We start from the raw sequence: 16021 nt of genomic DNA on the forward strand, positions 1-16021 counted from the left end.
GGAATGTCGAGCGGGGCTGTGAGCTGGCTGTTCGTCCGCTGTGGGTGCGGCGCGGCGGGCCCTGAGAGGTCCTGGCCGGCTGAGACCCGTTGACGGCCTTTGTGTACGGTCGTACGCATTGATGTGTACACTCGTACGCATGGGATACATACTGCTCGCCGGAGCCATTGCCGCGGAGGTGGCCGCGACCACGGCCATGAAGTACAGCGACGGCTTCAGCAAGCTGTGGCCGTCGCTGGTGACCGTCCTCGGATACGTCATCGCCTTCGCCCTGCTCGCACAGACTTTGAAGACCGTCTCGGTCGGCACGGCCTACGCGATCTGGGCCGGGGCCGGCACCGCCGTCATCGCCGCGATCGGCATGATGTTCCTCGGCGAGGGGCTCAGCGCCGCGAAGCTCGGCGGGATCGTGCTGATCATCGGCGGGGTCGTGCTGCTGAACCTCGGCGGGGCGCACTGATGGCGCGCCGGTACGACCCCGAGCGGCGCCAGCGGATCATCGACGCGGCGATCCGGGTCGTGGGCGCCAAGGGCATCGCCGGGCTGAGCCACCGCTCCGTCGCCGCCGAGGCCGATGTGCCGCTCGGCTCCACCACGTACCACTTCAAGACCCTCGACGAGCTCATGGTCGCCGCGCTCCGCCAGGCGAACGAGGGCTTCGCCAAGGTGGTCGCCGCGCGCGGCGCCTTCGAGGACCCCCGGGCCGACGTGGCCGGTGAACTCGCGGCGCTGATCGGCGAGTGGCTCGCGGGCGAGCGTACGGGTGTGGAGCTGGAGTACGAGCTCTATCTGGCGGCACTGCGCCGCCCCGCCCTGCGTCCCGTCGCCGCCGAATGGGCCCAGGGCCTCGCCGAGCCTCTCGCCCGGCGCACCGACCCCCTCACCGCTCGGGCGCTCGTCGCCCTGGTGGACGGGATCTGTCTGCAGGTGCTGCTGACGGGGACGGCGTACGACGAGGGGTACGCGCGGGAGGTGCTGGCGCGGATCGTCGACGCGGGGGCGTGAACCCTTTTCGCGTCCGCGGGGAACAGCGGGTGACATGCTCACCCCGACCACGCCCACGGAGGCCACCGACTTGACCGGACCACCAGATCCAGACGCCTCCCAGGACGCCGAGGTCGTCGCCCAGTCGCTGGACGAACCCGAACTCTTCGCGCGCCTCTACGACCGCTACGCCCCCGACATCCACCGTTACGCGACGCGCCGCCTCGGTGCGGGCGCCGCCGACGACATCACCGCGGAGACGTTCCTCATCGCCTTCCGCACCCGCGTCCGTTACGACACCGACCGTCCCAACGCCCGGCCCTGGCTCTACGGCATCGCGGGCAACCTCATCGGCAAGCAGCGCCGAGCCGAGGTGCGGGCCCTGCGGGCGCTGGCCCGCACCGGGCACGACCCGGTCGCCGAGTCCTGGGCCGAGCGTGCCGACGCCCGGGTCACCGCACAGTCGGCGCACGCCCCACTCGCCGGGGCGCTGGTCGGTCTGTCCGCCGGTGACCGGCACGTGCTGCTGCTCGTGGCCTGGGCGGATCTGACGTACACCGAGGTCGCCGAGGCGCTCGGCATCCCCGTCGGCACCGTCCGCTCCCGGCTCAACCGGGCCCGCCGCAAGGTCCGTTCGGCGCTCGGCGCCGACCCCGCATTCACGCTGGACACCACGGAGGTGGTCTGACCATGGACGAGATGACGACGGTCCGTGAACTGCGGGCCGGGGCCCCCGAAGCGACGCGCGCACAGCTGGCGGCCGGACGGCAGCGGCTGCTGCGGGAGCAGGCCCGCCGCACCCGCCCGTACAGGGTGCGGGTCAGCCGGCGGTACGCCGTGGCCGGGGCGGTGGCCGCGATCACGGTGGTCGCGGTGATCGGCACGCAGGTGCTCGGCGGCACCGAGGGCGTCCAGCCGGGCGCCGGACCGGGCTACACCCTCGAGTTGGGCAGCGCGAAGGCCCTGCTGAACGACGCCGCGGACGTGATCGAGGCCGGCCCCGCGGTCACCGCCCACGACGGGCAGTGGATCTACACGAAGACCGTCGAGACGAACGTCACGGACGACGAGAAGCCCGGTCCGCAGACCAGCGAGAACTGGACGAAGTACGCCGATCCGAAGATGGAGGACGGCCGGGCCGGCGACGACCACTCGCCGAGGGAGGAGTACGAGTTCCTCAAGAGCCTCCCGGACGACCCGGCGAAGGTACGGGCGAAGGCACGCGCCTTCTTCTACGCCACCGACGCCTCCGAGACCCGTACGGAACACGAGTACCGGGCGCTCACCGCGGTCCTCAGCCGCGCTTACGTCTACGACCCCGAAGGGCTCGCGAAGATCTACCGGGCGCTGGCCACCATCCCCGGAATCCGGGCCAAGCAGGTCCAGGACGCGGCCGGGCGTGACGCCGTCGCGCTGTATCTGGGGAGCAGCGGGAACGAGACGCTGATCGACCCGAGCACCTGCCTCTACTCCGGATTCCGCTTCGTGGCAGGGAGTGCCGGCTACGAGCCGGATCTGAAGAAGGGTGACGTGATCATCAACGGCGCCCGTCTCTCCCTGGCGGTGGTGGACAAGGAGGGCGATCGGCCCTGAACCGTCCGGTGCGCCCGGCACGTGAGATGCCGGGCGCACCGGTTCGCCCGCGCGGGCCCCGCCAAGTTAGGTTTCCCCTATGACCGACACGACTGCACCCCGCACCACCGGCGCCGTTGCCGCCGGGCTTGCCACCGTCGCCGCCGACGGCACTGTCCTCGACACCTGGTTCCCCGCCCCCGAGCTCTCCGTCGAGCCCGGCCCGGCCGGCACCGAGCGGCTGTCCGCCGAGCGTGCCGTGGAGCTGCTCGGCGAGGGCGCCGCGAAGGCCATCGGGCCCGACGCCCGCCGAGGCGTCGAGGTGGTCGCGGTCCGTACGGTCATCGCATCGCTGGACGAGAAGCCGCTCGACGCGCACGACACCTACCTGCGCCTGCACCTGCTCTCGCACCGCCTCGTACAGCCGCACGGCCAGAGCCTGGACGGCATCTTCGGCCACCTCGCCAACGTCGCCTGGACCTCGCTCGGCCCGGTCGCGGTGGACGACGTGGAGAAGGTGCGTCTGAACGCCCGGGCGGAGGGCCTCCACCTGGCCGTCACGTCCATCGACAAGTTCCCGCGCATGACGGACTACGTCGCGCCGAAGGGCGTCCGCATCGCCGACGCCGACCGTGTCCGGCTCGGCGCGCACCTCGCCGCGGGCACCACCGTCATGCACGAGGGCTTCGTCAACTTCAACGCCGGCACGCTCGGCACCTCGATGGTCGAGGGCCGCATCTCGGCCGGCGTCGTGGTCGGCGACGGCTCCGACATCGGCGGCGGCGCGTCGACCATGGGCACGCTGTCCGGTGGCGGCAACGTCCGTATCACCATCGGCGAGCGCTGCCTGATCGGTGCGGAGGCGGGCGTCGGGATCGCACTCGGCGACGAGTGCGTCGTCGAGGCCGGTCTGTACGTCACGGCCGGCACCCGGGTGACCATGCCCGACGGGCAGATCGTCAAGGCCCGTGAGCTCTCCGGGGCTTCGAACATCCTGTTCCGCCGCAACTCGGTCTCCGGAACGGTTGAGGCGCGGCCGAACAACGCGGTGTGGGGCGGGCTGAACGAGGTTCTGCACAGCCACAACTGAGCGGCTTATGTGCGTTGCGCCGCCGCGAACTCCTCAAGTGTCGTGAAGTCGGTCTCGCGCAGGCCCAGTCGGGGGCTGACGTGGTGGAGCAGCGCGGGCCCGGCGTGGTGGGCGGTGACGTACGTGTCGTCGGCCGGGCTCTGTTCGTCGTCCACCCAGGCGAACGGGCGGCCGTCCGCGTACGCCACGATCCGCTCGGTCTTCCAGTGCACTCCGTCGGGCCGGTCGGCGAACAGGGCGCCGGTGAAGTCGACGTACGGGAGTTCGGGGAGGCCGATGACCGGGGCGATCCAGCGGTTGGCGGAGTCCATCCAGGTGGTCGCCCAGCACAACTCGTAGCCGAGGCCGAGGAGTTGGCGGCCGTGCTCGGGGTGCAGCCAGACGCGCAGGGGCCGGCCGGGGGTCAGGGCCACTCGGATCGTCGTATAGCCCTCGGGACGCCGCTCCGGCTGGGCCGCGTACGGATTGAGAGGGCCGTCGACGTCGAGGAACAGCAGGGGTCGGCTCACCAGGACACCGTAGGGGAGGCGGGCGCGGTCCCGGCCGTGGACCGCCTCCTGAACGTGCCCGACGCTCACCCCTCCGTGGAGTGCTGCCGCTCCACCCCATGATCACGTATGGGTTGCTCAGCGTGACCTCGGGGCGGTTTCGGCAGATGAACGGGTGCACGCGGAATCCGATCAGAAGCCGAACCGATGAGACGAGGGGTCGAACGATGACGAACGAGTGGGCGAGGGCCACAGCCCGTCCGCTGACCGGAATGCTGGCCGTGGCGGCACTGTGCTCCCTGTCGGCCGGAACCGCGCACGCCGACGAGACCAACACCGGCTCGCACAACGGCCCGCGGATCGGGCTGGTCAACACAGGCCAGATCGACGACCCGATGGAGGACGTGCTGGAGCACTTCCTGCTGTTCGGCGACGGGTATGTGTGGGACTGACGCGGCTTGATGCACCGGGCCGGGGCCCGTACCGCGCACGGACGCGGTACGGGCCCCGGCCCATTTACGGTGTGGCGACGATTTTTTTCACCACAGGTGGCATAGCGGGACGCCGCCGCCCGCGTCACAAGGGGCACAGGGACGGTGCACAGGTGCCGTCGGGGAAGAGACGGCGACGATGGATGGTGCAGGGCAGAAGAGTTTTCGGGAGTTCGTGGAGAACCGGTCGTCGGCGTTGCTGAAGACGGCTGTGCTGCTCAGCGGCGGGGACCGGCACGCCGGTGAGGACCTGTTGCAGAGCGCGCTGGCCAAGGCGGCCGGGCGGTGGCAGCGGATCGACGAGCCCGAGGCGTATGTACGGCGGATTCTCTACCGTCAGCAGGTCAGCCGCTGGCGACTGAAGTGGCGCGGACGTGAGGTCACCGTCGCCGAGCCGCCCGAGGCGGGACTGCCCGGCTCCGACGCCGCGGCCGCCGCCGAGCTGCGCGTCGTGATGCGCCATGCGCTGTCCCGGCTCACCGCCCGCCAGCGCACCGTGCTCGTGCTGCGCTACTTCGAGGACCTGCCCGAGGCCGACGTGGCGCGTCTGCTGGGCTGCTCGGTGGGCACCGTACGGTCCACCACCCACCGCTCCCTCGCCCGCCTGCGCACCCTCGCGCCCGAACTCGCCGCCCTCGGGCCGGCCGCCGCCGAACAGCCGCAGCCGTCCCGTGACTATGCGCCCGTGGAGGTGCGTCCGTGAACGTCGAGGAACTCGTGCGCGACTCGTTCCAGGAGCAGGCCGCCGAACAGGCCCCGGCGGGGCCGGGGTTCGCCGACCGGGTGCTCACCGCCCGGCGGCGCCGCCGTACCCGCACGATCGCGTCCGTCGCCGCGGCCACCGCCGCCGTGGTGGCGATCGCCGTCGGCGTGCCGCTGCTGGACTCCGGGAAGAAGGACGTGCGGCCCGCGAATGTCCTGAACCAGGACGGCATCCACGCTCACCCCGACCAGTCGCCGCCGCGCGACCTGATCGGGGCCGGGGACGCGGTGCTGGCGGCGTACTACACGGTGAAGCTTCAGCCGCAGACCGACCAGCAGGCCGTCTCCGCGCGCACCTACTGGCTGCTCGATGCGAAGACCGGGAGGTATGAGAAGGACACCCGATGGTCCTTCGTCGCGGTCGCTCCCGGCATGAAGACCGCCGCCGTGCTGGAGCGGAACCTGCCCGCGCACCGGGTCGGCCTGCTCGACCTCGCGACGGGGGAGGTCGAGCGGTGGATCCCGTTCGAGCAGGGCGTCGGTGGGCTCGCGTTCTCGTACGACGGCAGCAAACTCGTCGCGACGACCTACGACGAGAACCCCGATCTGCGGGTCAAAGAGAAGGTGCTCGGCAAGGACGGCCAGGAAGAGTGGGTGTGGGGAGCCACGTTCGGCGACTCCAGCCGGTCCGGCTTCCTCGTCCTCGATCTGGCCGGGGGCGGGGGTGGCTTCTGGAGGAAGGTCGAGCCCGACCGCAACCTCAACCCCCGCCAGGACTTCGCTTTCAGCCGCGACGGCGACCTGGTGTACTCGCAGGTCATCGGCGAACGGGACGGGATGCAGCAGTTCTACGACCTGGGCGGCAAGGTTGCCGCACCCGCGAACGAGAAGTACCTGCGCTCCGACGTCCCCGCTCGGCTGTCCCCGAACGGCAAGCTCGCCGCCCTCGGACTGGCGAAGGAGGTCGCCGGCAACCCCGCCAAGGGCTACTCGTCGATCCGTGATCCCCGTACGGGAAAGGAGATCACCAAGGTCCGCAGCGGTCACCTGCTCGCCTGGGTCGACGACACGCACCTCATCGGCTGGGAACGGGTCACGAGCCTGGAGGAGGAGTACCGGCCCCAGCTCGTGCTGGTCACGATCGGCAGCGACAAGGTCGTACCGCTGAGTGGCATCCGTGAGCCGACCAGCAAGAGCGCCGATCAAGAGGAGTGGGAGCCCATCTTCGCTCGCCGCTGATCAGCTCGCGATGAACTCCTCGTACGCCGCCCGCAGCCCGTCGACCGCCTCGCGGCCGGCGGGCCGCAGCGGTGACCGGACCGGGCCCGCGGGCAGCCCCAGCACGCCGAGGAGCGCCTTCGCGGTGACCGTGCCGGGGAGGCCGGAGGACATCATCAACTCGATCAGAGGGACGGCTCGTTGCTGGAGGCGGGCCGCCCCGGCCGTGTCGCCCGCCTCGAACGCGTCGAGGATCGCCCGGAACTGACGGGGCGCCGCATTCGCGACCGTACTGATGTATCCGCAGCCGCCGATCGCGCGCATCGCGAGGACGTACTCGTCGCAGCCCGTGTAGTACGCCAACTCCGTGCGGGCCAGCACCTTCTGGGTGCCCAGGAGGTCGTACGCGCAGTCCTTGACCGCCACGATCCTCGGGTGCTCGGCGAGCCGGATCATGGTGTCCGGCTCGATGCGGGTGCCGGTGCGGCCCGGGATGTCGTAGAGCGCGAGCGGTAGCCCGGAGGCGTCCGCGATCTCCCGGAAGTGTGCCTCGACCGCGTCCTGCGGAGGCCTGCTGTAGTACGGAGTGACCACCAACAGCCCGTCCGCGCCCGCCTTTTCGGCCTCCAGGGCCAGCTCGACGGTGTGCCGGGTGTCGGCGGTGCCGACGCCCGCCACGATGGAGGCCCGGTCGCCGACCGCCTCGCGGACCGCCCGCACCAGCGCGGACTTCTCCGCGTCCGTCGTGGTCGGCGACTCACCCGTGGTCCCGGACAGGACCAGCCCGTCGCAGCCCTCGGAGACCAGCCGCTCCGCGAGCAGCCGTGCCCCGTCGAGGTCCAGGGCACCCTCCTCGGTGAAGGGCGTGATCATGGCGCAGAGGGCGCGGCCGAAGGGGGGAGTGTCGTGAGGTGAGGCGGTCATGGGAGTAGTGTCGGCCTCCTGATCGTGAAGCTCCACTTAATTCTTCTACGAGGTATTGGCAACGGATGCTAAGCGGTTGGCGGGCGGCCCTCGCGAGGCACTAGTGCCAACCCGGGCCCCTATGGGTCACCATGGCGAGGACGGAAGTCGACGGCAGATCGCGGGAGGCGTCATGAGGCTCGGCAAGGCACTCGCCACCGGAGTCGCGGAAGAGAAGGCTCACGCGCAGGACGAGGAACTCCAACTTCCCGAGGACATCCAGGAGTTGGAGGCGTCCGCGCCCGAAGAGGTTCCGGCCGCCCGATGAGGCTGCGGCTCCCCGAGGAACGCCCGACGGAGCCGCCGACCGGATACAAGATCGCCCACCCGGTGCTGTCCCAGGACGGCACCCGGGCCGGGTTCACCGGCGTCTCGCTGGGCGGCGCACTGCCGTACGGAGTGCTGGACGAGGCGGGCTGCGTCTACGGGCGGCGGCACCGGTCGCCGCACCGACGCTGCGACTGCGGTTTCCACTGCGTGCATGAACGGGCCACGGCCGAGGCGCTGTTGTGCACGGCCGAACACCGGGCGGCCGTCCTCCTCGAAGTCTCCGTCCTGGGTTCCTACATCCGTTTCGAACGCGGCTTCCGCTACGCCCGCCAGCGGGTGCGGACCGCGACCGTCGGCCCGTGCGCGTGCGGCGCCGTGGCGGGCGCGCTGGCCGACGCGGGCTGGGGCAGGCCCGGTTGGCGCGCCCTGGCGGCGGCGTGTGCGGGATGCGTACGCGGTCGTACGTCGCTGTCGCTCGCTTCTTTCGCGCGGTTGGCCGGGGAGGGGCTGCGGGTCCGGGCCTCCGGCGGAGGCGGCGTGGGAGAGGCGGCCGTGACCGTCGCCGGCCTCGGCGTGTCCGAGCTGGTTGCCGAGGCGGCGCTGCTTCAGGCCCGACTCGACTGGTTCCAGAGCCAGTTGGCCCGTCTGGATGAGCGCGGGACGCAGGCGGGCTGATCGCTCACCCGGCGGAGGGTCGACCGGGCGAGGCATTCATATCGGTTCGAACTGGTGTTCGGTACAGGCGTCCCGTCGACTCCATAACCGACAACTCAAGCCGTCTGGACAAAAAAAGTTTTCGGTGAGACGGTGGAGTCATGTTGGACGTGACCGTGATCGAGGACGCAGAGGCCGCCGCCGTCTCGCTGGACCCGATAAGGGCCAGGCTGCTGGCGGAGCTGGCCGCAGGGCCCGCTTCGGCCGCCATGCTGGCCGGCAAGGTCGGGCTGCCCCGGCAGAAGGTGAACTACCACCTCAAGACGCTGGAGCGGCACGGTCTTGTCGAGCTGGCGGGCGAGCGCCGCAAGGGCAATGTCACCGAGCGGCTGATGCGCGCGACCGCCGCGTCGTACGTCATCTCGCCGCTCGCGCTGGCCGCCGTACGGCCCGATCCGGACCGCTTCCGGGACCAGCTGTCCGCCCGCTGGCTGCTCGCGCTCGGCGCCCGGCTGGTGGGGGACGTCGGTTCGCTGATCACCGGCGCGGCGAAGGCCCGCAAGGGGCTCGCCACGTACGCGCTCGACGGCGAGGTGACGTTCGGCTCGGCAGCCGACCGCGCCGCGTTCATCGAGGAGCTGACGGCGGGTGTCAGCGGGCTGATCCGCAAGTACGACGCCCCCGACGCCGAGGGCGGCCGGAGCCACCGGATCGTCGTCGCGGTTCATCCCACGGTTCGCCCCAAGGCCGAACAGGGGACCCCAGCAGCCGAATTGCCCATCAGCACCGACGTCAGTACCGAGGAGTGACCACCATGTCCAAGGAATTCGAGAGCGCCCACGAGATCGAGGTCGACGCCACGCCGGAGCAGGTGTGGGAGGCGATCACCGAAGGCGTCGGCGGCTGGCTGTGGCCGATGGAGGCGCCCGAGCCTCGCGAGGGGGGTAGCGGCCCCTTCGGGTCCACGATCACGGTCTGGGACCCGCCGCACCGCTACACGAACCGCGTCCAGGACGTCGAAGGCATCTCCGAGCAGACCCTCAACCAGCTCGACTACACCATCGAGCCGCGCGAGGGCGGCCGCCGAGCCTGGGTGCGCTATGTGCACAGCGGCATCTTCGTCGACGACTGGGACAACCAGTACGACGGTGCGAACAAGCACAACGCCTTCTACCTGCACACCATGGGCGAGTACGTCACGCACTTCCGTGGCCGCCCGCTCACGTTCGCCATGTTCGACGGACCCGAGGCGTCCAAGGCCTCCGACTCCTTCGTCGCCGTCGGGCGTGCGCTCGGCCTCGCGGACGACACCGCCGAGGGTGCGCGTGTGCAGGCCCGCGGGCCCGAGGGCGAGCTCCTCGACGCCGTACTCGACTACCGCAACCCGTACTTCATCGGACTGCGCACCGACGACGCCCTCATCCGCTTCTTCGGACGCAACCACTGGGGCGCGCCGGTGGGCATCAGCGTCCACGACTTCGCGCCCGACGCCGACGGCAAGCGCAACGAAGCCGCCTGGCAGGGCTGGCTGAACGGTGTCTTCGCCGCGTGAACCCGGGCCCTGATCCCGGGCATGGGACGAGCCCGGCCCCCCGGACGACGGGGCCGGGCTCATCCGTACACAGGGTTACGGCTTGAACCGCAGCACCTGCGGGTCGTGGTCGCTGATCTGGTCGTTGAACTCCGAGTTGATGTGCACGCTGTCGTACTCGAAGTCGCAGCCCTTGTAGATCGAGGGGCTGACCAGGATCTGGTCCAGGACCTGGCTGTTGCCCTGGTAGTCGTACGTGTAACGCTCGCTCTTGGGCAGCGACTTGATCGCCGACCAGAGCGCGCCGTCGTCCTCCAGGAGCTTCGTCGTGCCGGAGAACTCGAAGTCGTTGATGTCGCCGAGAGTGACGACGTCCGCGTTCTTCTGAGTCGCGAGGATCTCCTTGACGAAGGTGTTCACCGCGGTTGCCTGGAGGTGACGCTGGGTCTCCGAGCTGCGCGCCGGCGGCTGGTACTGCGAGGTCAGACCCTGGTCGCCGCCCTTCGACGCGAAGTGGTTGGCGATCACGAAGACCGTCTTGCCGCGGAAGACGAACTCGCCCGCGAGCGGCTTGCGGCTGGTCGTCCAGGCCGTGTTGGCCGGGTCGATGCGGCCGGGGGAGGCCGTGAGGGCTGCCTTGCCGTTCACCTTCGTGACGCCCACGGCGGTCGTCGTGTCGCCGCCCGCGCGGTCCGTGAAGGAGACCCGCTCGGGGTTGAACAGGAACACCTGGCGGATGTTGCCGCCGGGCTCGCCGCCGTCCTTGTTGTTCTCCGGGTCGATGGAGCGCCAGTCGTACGCCGGGCCGCCCGCCGCGACGATCGCGTCGATCAGCTTCTGTACGGTCTGGTCGGCGGCGACCGTGCCGTCGTTGGTGGCGCCGTTGTTGTCCTGGATCTCCTCCAGGGACAGGATGTCGGGCGACCTCAGGTTGTTCACGATCGCGGACGCGTGGGCCGCGAAGGACGCGTCACCCGGGTCCAGGTTCTCGACGTTGTACGTCGCCACGGCCAGCTCGCTCCGCGACTGCTTCTGCGTCGTCTCGCGCTCCAGGCCGCCTGCCTCCAGGGCGCCGATCTGGTTGGCGACGAGGGTGTAACCGCCGAACTGGTTGTAGTCGAGCGGGCCCGCGGTGGTGCCCGTGAGCTCGTCGCCCACGTTCGCGGTCGGGAAGTCGGCGGTCGCACCGAGCGACTGGATCTGCAGGCGTCCGGTGTTCTGCGAGGTGTACGAGCCGTACACCGTACCGCCGCGGCGGTTGGCGTTCTCGTGCGGCTTCACCGTGACCCACAGCTCGGTGTACGGGTCGGTCGCGGTGACCACGCGGGCGTCGGAGACCTGGACGCTCATGCCCTCCAGGGACTCGTAGTAGTCCAGGGCGTACTTCTTCGGCTCCAGGGCGAGGCCGTTGACCGAGCCGCCCGCCGCCGTGTCACCCGCTGCGGTGTAGACGCCCGGGACCGACTTGGCGTTCACGACCGTCGCGGCCGGGACGGCGTTCCCGCTGGAGAGCACGGTCACCACCGGCTTGGTGATCTCCGTGATCGTCTGGTTGCCGGACGAGGAGCCGCCCGGGACGTACTCCGAGATCGTGCCCGACACCGTGACCGAGTCGCCGAGGGCGACCTTCGGGACGGAGCTCGTGAAGACGAAGACGCCCTCGCTGGTGGCCGGGTTGTCGTCCGCGTTCGGGTCCTGGATCCAGAAACCGCGCGACGAGCCGTAGGTGCGCACGCCGGTGACGATGCCCGCCACGTCCGTGACCGCCTGGCCCGCGTACGGGGAGATCCGGGTGGTGCCCTGGATGTCGCGAATGTGAATGGTGTCCGCGTGGGCCGGTGTGGTGAGCACAACGGCGGAGACGGTGGAACAGACCGCGGCGACGGTCAGCGCGCCTATGCGCGCGGTTCTCTTGCTCGGCAAGGGAATCCCTCCGGGGACGTACTTGGGCGCCGGGACGAGGGTGGAGCGGTGGGGGAGCGCGGGCCTGCGTGGGGCTGGTGACGCGCGTAGAAGCAGGTGTGGCTGGCGACCGTCGTACTTCTACGCGCGTCAATCTCGTGCGTGGGCGGGGGAGTTGTCAAGGTTTCAGCGGTGTACGGCGCCTGTCAGGGACATGAACCGGGCGGCATGGGTGGAAATCCGTCTAGGCTGAGCCGTTGGTGCGGCGCTTGTGCTGCCGGTGTTGCTTGGATGGCTTGCGCCGGTTCCGTTGCGCGGTGGCATCGCCTGCTCGCGCAGCCGGGTCGGCATTGCTTGCCCGCGCCGCCTGCCCGCACCGTATGTCCTGCTTGTCCGGAGGAGAACCCAGCTGATGTCAGACAGCTCCCCCTTGCCGCCGGTGCGGCTGCACTCCGAAGCGGAGCTGGCGCGAGACGCACTCGCCGCGCCGCTGCTCTCCCGCGCCGCACGCCTGGCCCGCTGGGCCGGTCCGGACACCCGGGTCGGCGCGGGCGGCGAACTCGCCGAGGAACAGCTTCCGGAGGCCGCGGCCGAACTAGGTCTCGACGGCGACGAAGCGGCCGCGTACGCCAGTGAGGCCTGGCGGGTGGCCGTGGACATCGGACTCATCGAGATCGTGGACGAGGAGGAGGGCACGGTCACCGCGGGCGAGGACCTCGCGCTGCTCACCTCCGGGGCGCCACAGGACGTCCTCGGCGTGTGGCTGGGCGCGCTGGACACGGTGCTGGCCGACGCCAGCGTGCCCGACCTCGACGATCTCGTCGGCGCGATGGAGGACGGCGGGGAGGTCGACCTCTCCTCCCTGGACTGGGATCCGGAGGCGGAGGCCGAGTTCCTCGACGGGGTGCTCGGCAACCTGTACCTGCTCACCGTGGGCGAGGAGGGGCCCGACGAGGGTCCGGTGCCGCTGCCCGCCCTCGCCGCGTCGATGATCGTGCCCGACGACATGGGGGAGCCGACCAACGACGTCCTGGAGCAGGTGTCGGACGCGATGATGCGGCTCGACGACCAGTTCCGGCTCCTGGAGCCCATCGGGATCGTCGACTTCCAGCCGGTCGACGAGGCGCTGATGGCGGAACCCGACGAGGAGTCCGCGGAGCCGGCGGCCTTCGACGACACGGATGTCACGCGGTACGGGATGGTACGGCTGACTCCGCTCGGCCTGTACGGGATCCGGGCGCGGCTCCTCGAGGCGGGGATCTCCGCCCCCGCGGTCGGGGACCTGGCCGACAAGGGGGCCGACGCGCTCCTCGACGGCACCTCCGCCTTCCCGCCGGCCGCGGCACAGGCTGAGACCGAGCAGTGGCTCGCCAGGCGTGAACCCCTGCCTGCCGCACGGGAGTTGCTGGCCGCGGCCCGTGGAGCGGACGCCGGGGCGCCGCTGCGCCGCCTCCGCTGTCAGCAGGCGCTCTCCCTCGTCGGCACGGAGGCGGAGCCGGCCCTCCGGGAAGTCCTCGACGACGCCGAACTGGGCGGGCTCGCGCGGGTCTGGCTGAGCGAGCACGGGGCGGCCGACGTGCCCGTTCCGTCCGAGGCGCTGGTCTTCTGGCTCACCATCGACACCCTGGCCGCCCAGCTCGCGGCCGAGGGCAACTCGGCCGAACTGCAAGCCCTCGTGGAGGGTCTCGCCCAGCAGCACAGCGGCTTCTTCGCCGCGGCCTGGCGGGTCGAGCACCCGGCCACGCCGGACGTGCTGGAGGCGATGGGACGGCTGCACCCGGACAAGAAGGTGGCCAAGGAGGCTCGCAAGGCGGCGTTCAAGGCGCGGTCGCAGCAAGGGGGTTGAGGGCGGCGCGGGTTGCGGGCGCGCCGCCGCGGCGGGGGCAAGGTTTGCCCCCGCCGCTCTATGCGTCAGGTCAATCCGTAGTGCGTGATGCGTCAGCCGTCAGGGCCGTCAGCCGTCGTACGGCAGCCGTCATCCGTCAGCACTGGTAGCGCGTCGTGTGCTTGAACGACGATGACGCGCCGTCGAAGCCGTACGTGCCGCGGTAGGCCGACGGGTTCTGGAACTCGCCGACGATGGTGATGGTCGTGGCACAGGAGCCCTGGCCCGTGCGCTTCGCGTCGAGGCGAATCGTTTCGCCTATGAAGCCGCCGGTCAGGTCCCAAGGAGCGCCGCAGATGCCGGAGGAGATCTTGCCGCCGGTCACCACGTGCGGGTACGTGTTGGGGTTGTACTGCACCTCGATGGCGAAGGTGACCGCCCCGTTGTGCAGCTCCAGCTTGGCGTCCGTGGAGACCGCCTCGGCGGACAGATCGCGCTGCGCGGCGAACGCCTCGTCGCGCGTCTTGACCTCCGCGCCCTGCGCGTTGTGGAAGCGGCGTTCGGAGCCGGCCTGGCTCTTCGACCGCTTTGCCTGCGTGGTCATGTGAATTCCCTCTTCCCGAACGGGTACTGAGTGACCGTCAGGCCAGCTGCTCGGCGATTTCCACCCGAAGCAGCGCACGGACGTTCTCGATGTGGTTGGTCACGGTCACGACCGAGGAGCCCGCGAACAGCAGCCCGAGCGCGACGTTGTCGAGGGAGGTCACCAGCGAACCGGAGTCGCCGCCCGCCGAGATGTTCGTCGTGAGGATCTGGTCCCTGAAGCGGGCCGTCCCCGCCGTGCCGTAGTTGACGTCGATCGTCGCGTCGACCGCCATGATCCGGCCGAAGCTGAGGTTCGTCGTACGGCCGGTCTTCTTCACCAGGTCGCCGACCGCCACATTGGACTTGCGGCGCCAGGCGCGCGGCGCACCGCTGAAGTACTGCTCACGGGTGGCGTCCTGGAACTCCACCGAGGCGAGCGCGCAGTCCACCACGTTGCTGTGGCGCTCCAGCGGGATCTGCGGTGCGAACTGGATCGGGATGAACCGGTCCAGAGTCCCGATGCCGTCCGCCGGGTCCGTGCCGCCGTCGAACACTCCGGGCTGCAGGATCGCGCTGCCCAGCTGTGCCCGGTTGGAGTCGGCCAGCACGTGGTTGTTGGACAGGATGTAGAACTTCGCCGGTGTGCCGAGCCCGGGACCCGGCGGGTCCACGGAGGCGCCCGGCAGGAAGTCGTACACCACGCTGCCCAGCGTGCCCGCCGTCACCCGTACGTTCCCGACCGAGAAACCGGAAGGGGCCGGGCGCATACGGCGCTTGAGGAGCTGCGGCTCGAACGTGCCGAGTCCGCCGAGCTCTTCCATCAACGGCTGCGAGAGGCCCGCGAGTTGCTCGGCCCTGCTGCCGTCGGGCTGGTAGGAGGCACCGCGGTCCTCGGAGCGGCCCGAGCCCCTGCGCTGCTGCTGACGCTGCGCGGCGACATGGCCGACCGCGACGACGTCGGTGGGGGTACCGTCGTCCATCTGGGCGGGGACGACGTCCCGCTCCGGGAGCTGGGACTCCGGAACCTTCTGGGTCACGAACACCAGCACGGCTGCCTCGCCCGTGGGCTGTCCGTCGATCCACTTCACGCCGTGGCCGAAGCCGACGACGTTGGCCAGCGGCGACTGCGGCCGCAGGAAGTCAGACATTGCTTGCTGGCGGGAGCTGTCACTCAGCTGACCACCAGTCGGTCCTCGCATCATTTCGGGCTGGCTCACGCCAGACCACCTCTTCGATTTCGGCTCTGGGTTCCTTACGGGCCGCGGCGCGGTTGCTCAGCGCTCAGGGCTCACAAGTTCTCTTCCTGAGCGTTCACTTCACCGATCGCGAGCACGCGCACCGGTACGCCGTCGAGCTCGTCCGGAACCACGTCTTCTTGAAGGAGCCGGTCACGGGGCACTTTCCGGGTGACGAAGACGATGATCACGTCCTGTCCCGAGTGCTCGTCCCTCCCGGTGCCGACTCCGCTCACATTGGCCAGCTTCATGAGCCGGCCTTCGTGGAGGCGTCTTACCCGCTTCGCGTCCATCGGGCTTCGCCTCCCCTTCGGGTGGTGTGCTCTTCCTGTCTATGGCCGGGTGCATCCCGAGTCAAGGCATTCTGAAATGAATCACGAGTTTCATTATGATCCGTGCGTGTTGACCTTGTTTACGAAGATTATCCCGCCTCATGGTTTCGAATACAGGGGGTCGGACGGGTTCACAGAAGCGGGCCCTCTGAAGTACACCCCTGTTCAACTTCCGTTCA

The 16021-nt window shown here is 70.2% G+C and carries 19 protein-coding genes; 13 read left to right on the forward strand and 6 right to left on the reverse strand.

Going from position 1 to position 16021, the window contains the following annotated elements:
- Positions 1-139: 139 nt before the first annotated feature.
- From OG266_RS34180 to dapD, 5 genes are all read left to right on the forward strand, one after another.
- A complete protein-coding gene (locus OG266_RS34180) occupies positions 140-460 on the forward strand; it encodes a multidrug efflux SMR transporter (protein ID WP_326723914.1) in 321 nt (106 codons plus the stop codon).
- Positions 460-1005 carry a TetR/AcrR family transcriptional regulator gene (locus OG266_RS34185; protein ID WP_371550425.1) on the forward strand — a complete coding sequence of 182 codons (546 nt, stop codon included), beginning with the start codon at positions 460-462 and terminating at the stop codon, positions 1003-1005. The genes OG266_RS34180 and OG266_RS34185 overlap by 1 nt, the downstream gene beginning before the upstream one ends.
- A gap of 70 nt (positions 1006-1075) precedes the next feature.
- The gene (locus OG266_RS34190) at positions 1076-1672 is read left to right on the forward strand and encodes an RNA polymerase sigma factor (protein WP_371553056.1); all 597 of its coding nucleotides are present in this window, start codon (positions 1076-1078) and stop codon (positions 1670-1672) included.
- A 2-nt stretch (positions 1673-1674) separates the two neighbouring features.
- Positions 1675-2577 (forward strand): CU044_5270 family protein, encoded by a 903-nt coding sequence (locus tag OG266_RS34195; RefSeq protein WP_371550426.1) that lies wholly within the window; start codon positions 1675-1677, stop codon positions 2575-2577.
- Between the two features lie 79 nt (positions 2578-2656).
- A complete protein-coding gene (dapD, locus tag OG266_RS34200) occupies positions 2657-3646 on the forward strand; it encodes a 2,3,4,5-tetrahydropyridine-2,6-dicarboxylate N-succinyltransferase (protein WP_266465946.1) in 990 nt (329 codons plus the stop codon).
- A gap of 5 nt (positions 3647-3651) precedes the next feature.
- Here dapD and OG266_RS34205 read toward each other — a convergent pair whose 3' ends face one another.
- Positions 3652-4155, reverse strand: coding sequence for a hypothetical protein (locus OG266_RS34205; RefSeq protein WP_371550428.1), 504 nt, complete (start codon positions 4153-4155; stop codon positions 3652-3654).
- A 206-nt stretch (positions 4156-4361) separates the two neighbouring features.
- Here OG266_RS34205 and OG266_RS34210 point away from each other — a divergent pair, with 206 nt between their 5' ends.
- The 3 genes from OG266_RS34210 to OG266_RS34220 all read left to right on the forward strand — a co-directional run bounded on the left by OG266_RS34210 (position 4362) and on the right by OG266_RS34220 (position 6566).
- A complete protein-coding gene (locus OG266_RS34210; RefSeq protein WP_329548335.1) occupies positions 4362-4586 on the forward strand; it encodes a hypothetical protein in 225 nt (74 codons plus the stop codon).
- A 178-nt stretch (positions 4587-4764) separates the two neighbouring features.
- Positions 4765-5328, forward strand: a complete 564-nt coding sequence (locus tag OG266_RS34215) for a SigE family RNA polymerase sigma factor (RefSeq protein ID WP_266465956.1) — start codon at positions 4765-4767, stop codon at positions 5326-5328.
- Positions 5325-6566, forward strand: coding sequence for a WD40 repeat domain-containing protein (locus OG266_RS34220; protein ID WP_371550430.1), 1242 nt, complete (start codon positions 5325-5327; stop codon positions 6564-6566). The genes OG266_RS34215 and OG266_RS34220 overlap by 4 nt, the downstream gene beginning before the upstream one ends.
- On the opposite strand, the gene dapA is transcribed toward OG266_RS34220, so the two are convergent.
- The gene (dapA, locus tag OG266_RS34225) at positions 6567-7469 is read right to left on the reverse strand and encodes a 4-hydroxy-tetrahydrodipicolinate synthase (RefSeq protein ID WP_371550432.1); all 903 of its coding nucleotides are present in this window, start codon (positions 7467-7469) and stop codon (positions 6567-6569) included.
- Positions 7470-7641: 172 nt separating this feature from the next.
- Between dapA and OG266_RS34230 the strand changes: the two genes are divergently transcribed.
- The 4 genes from OG266_RS34230 (at position 7642) to OG266_RS34245 (ending at position 9984) form a co-directional block, all read left to right on the forward strand.
- A complete protein-coding gene (locus tag OG266_RS34230) occupies positions 7642-7776 on the forward strand; it encodes a hypothetical protein (protein WP_371550434.1) in 135 nt (44 codons plus the stop codon).
- Positions 7773-8453 (forward strand): hypothetical protein, encoded by a 681-nt coding sequence (locus OG266_RS34235; RefSeq protein WP_371550436.1) that lies wholly within the window; start codon positions 7773-7775, stop codon positions 8451-8453. Before OG266_RS34230 ends, OG266_RS34235 begins: the two co-directional genes overlap by 4 nt.
- A gap of 140 nt (positions 8454-8593) precedes the next feature.
- Entirely contained in the window at positions 8594-9241 is a 648-nt protein-coding gene (locus OG266_RS34240; protein WP_329548340.1) for a helix-turn-helix domain-containing protein, read from the forward strand.
- A gap of 5 nt (positions 9242-9246) precedes the next feature.
- On the forward strand, positions 9247-9984 hold the full coding sequence (locus OG266_RS34245; RefSeq protein ID WP_371550438.1) for an SRPBCC domain-containing protein: 738 nt from the start codon (positions 9247-9249) through the stop codon (positions 9982-9984).
- A 75-nt stretch (positions 9985-10059) separates the two neighbouring features.
- On the opposite strand, the gene OG266_RS34250 is transcribed toward OG266_RS34245, so the two are convergent.
- Complete coding sequence (locus tag OG266_RS34250) at positions 10060-11886, reverse strand: endonuclease/exonuclease/phosphatase family protein (RefSeq protein WP_371550440.1); 1827 nt, start codon at positions 11884-11886, stop codon at positions 10060-10062.
- A 391-nt stretch (positions 11887-12277) separates the two neighbouring features.
- Between OG266_RS34250 and OG266_RS34255 the strand changes: the two genes are divergently transcribed.
- Positions 12278-13711 (forward strand): hypothetical protein, encoded by a 1434-nt coding sequence (locus tag OG266_RS34255; protein ID WP_371550442.1) that lies wholly within the window; start codon positions 12278-12280, stop codon positions 13709-13711.
- Between the two features lie 136 nt (positions 13712-13847).
- On the opposite strand, the gene OG266_RS34260 is transcribed toward OG266_RS34255, so the two are convergent.
- The 3 genes from OG266_RS34260 to OG266_RS34270 form a co-directional block, all read right to left on the reverse strand.
- Positions 13848-14294 (reverse strand): hypothetical protein, encoded by a 447-nt coding sequence (locus OG266_RS34260; RefSeq protein WP_266465979.1) that lies wholly within the window; start codon positions 14292-14294, stop codon positions 13848-13850.
- 37 nt (positions 14295-14331) lie between these two features.
- Positions 14332-15423 carry a hypothetical protein gene (locus OG266_RS34265; protein WP_266465982.1) on the reverse strand — a complete coding sequence of 364 codons (1092 nt, stop codon included), beginning with the start codon at positions 15421-15423 and terminating at the stop codon, positions 14332-14334.
- A gap of 140 nt (positions 15424-15563) precedes the next feature.
- Positions 15564-15803 (reverse strand): hypothetical protein, encoded by a 240-nt coding sequence (locus OG266_RS34270; protein ID WP_266465985.1) that lies wholly within the window; start codon positions 15801-15803, stop codon positions 15564-15566.
- Positions 15804-16021: the final 218 nt, after the last annotated feature.

It is taken from the genome of Streptomyces sp. NBC_00554 (genome assembly GCF_041431135.1).
In the GTDB taxonomy this organism is placed as follows: Bacteria; Actinomycetota; Actinomycetes; order Streptomycetales; family Streptomycetaceae; genus Streptomyces.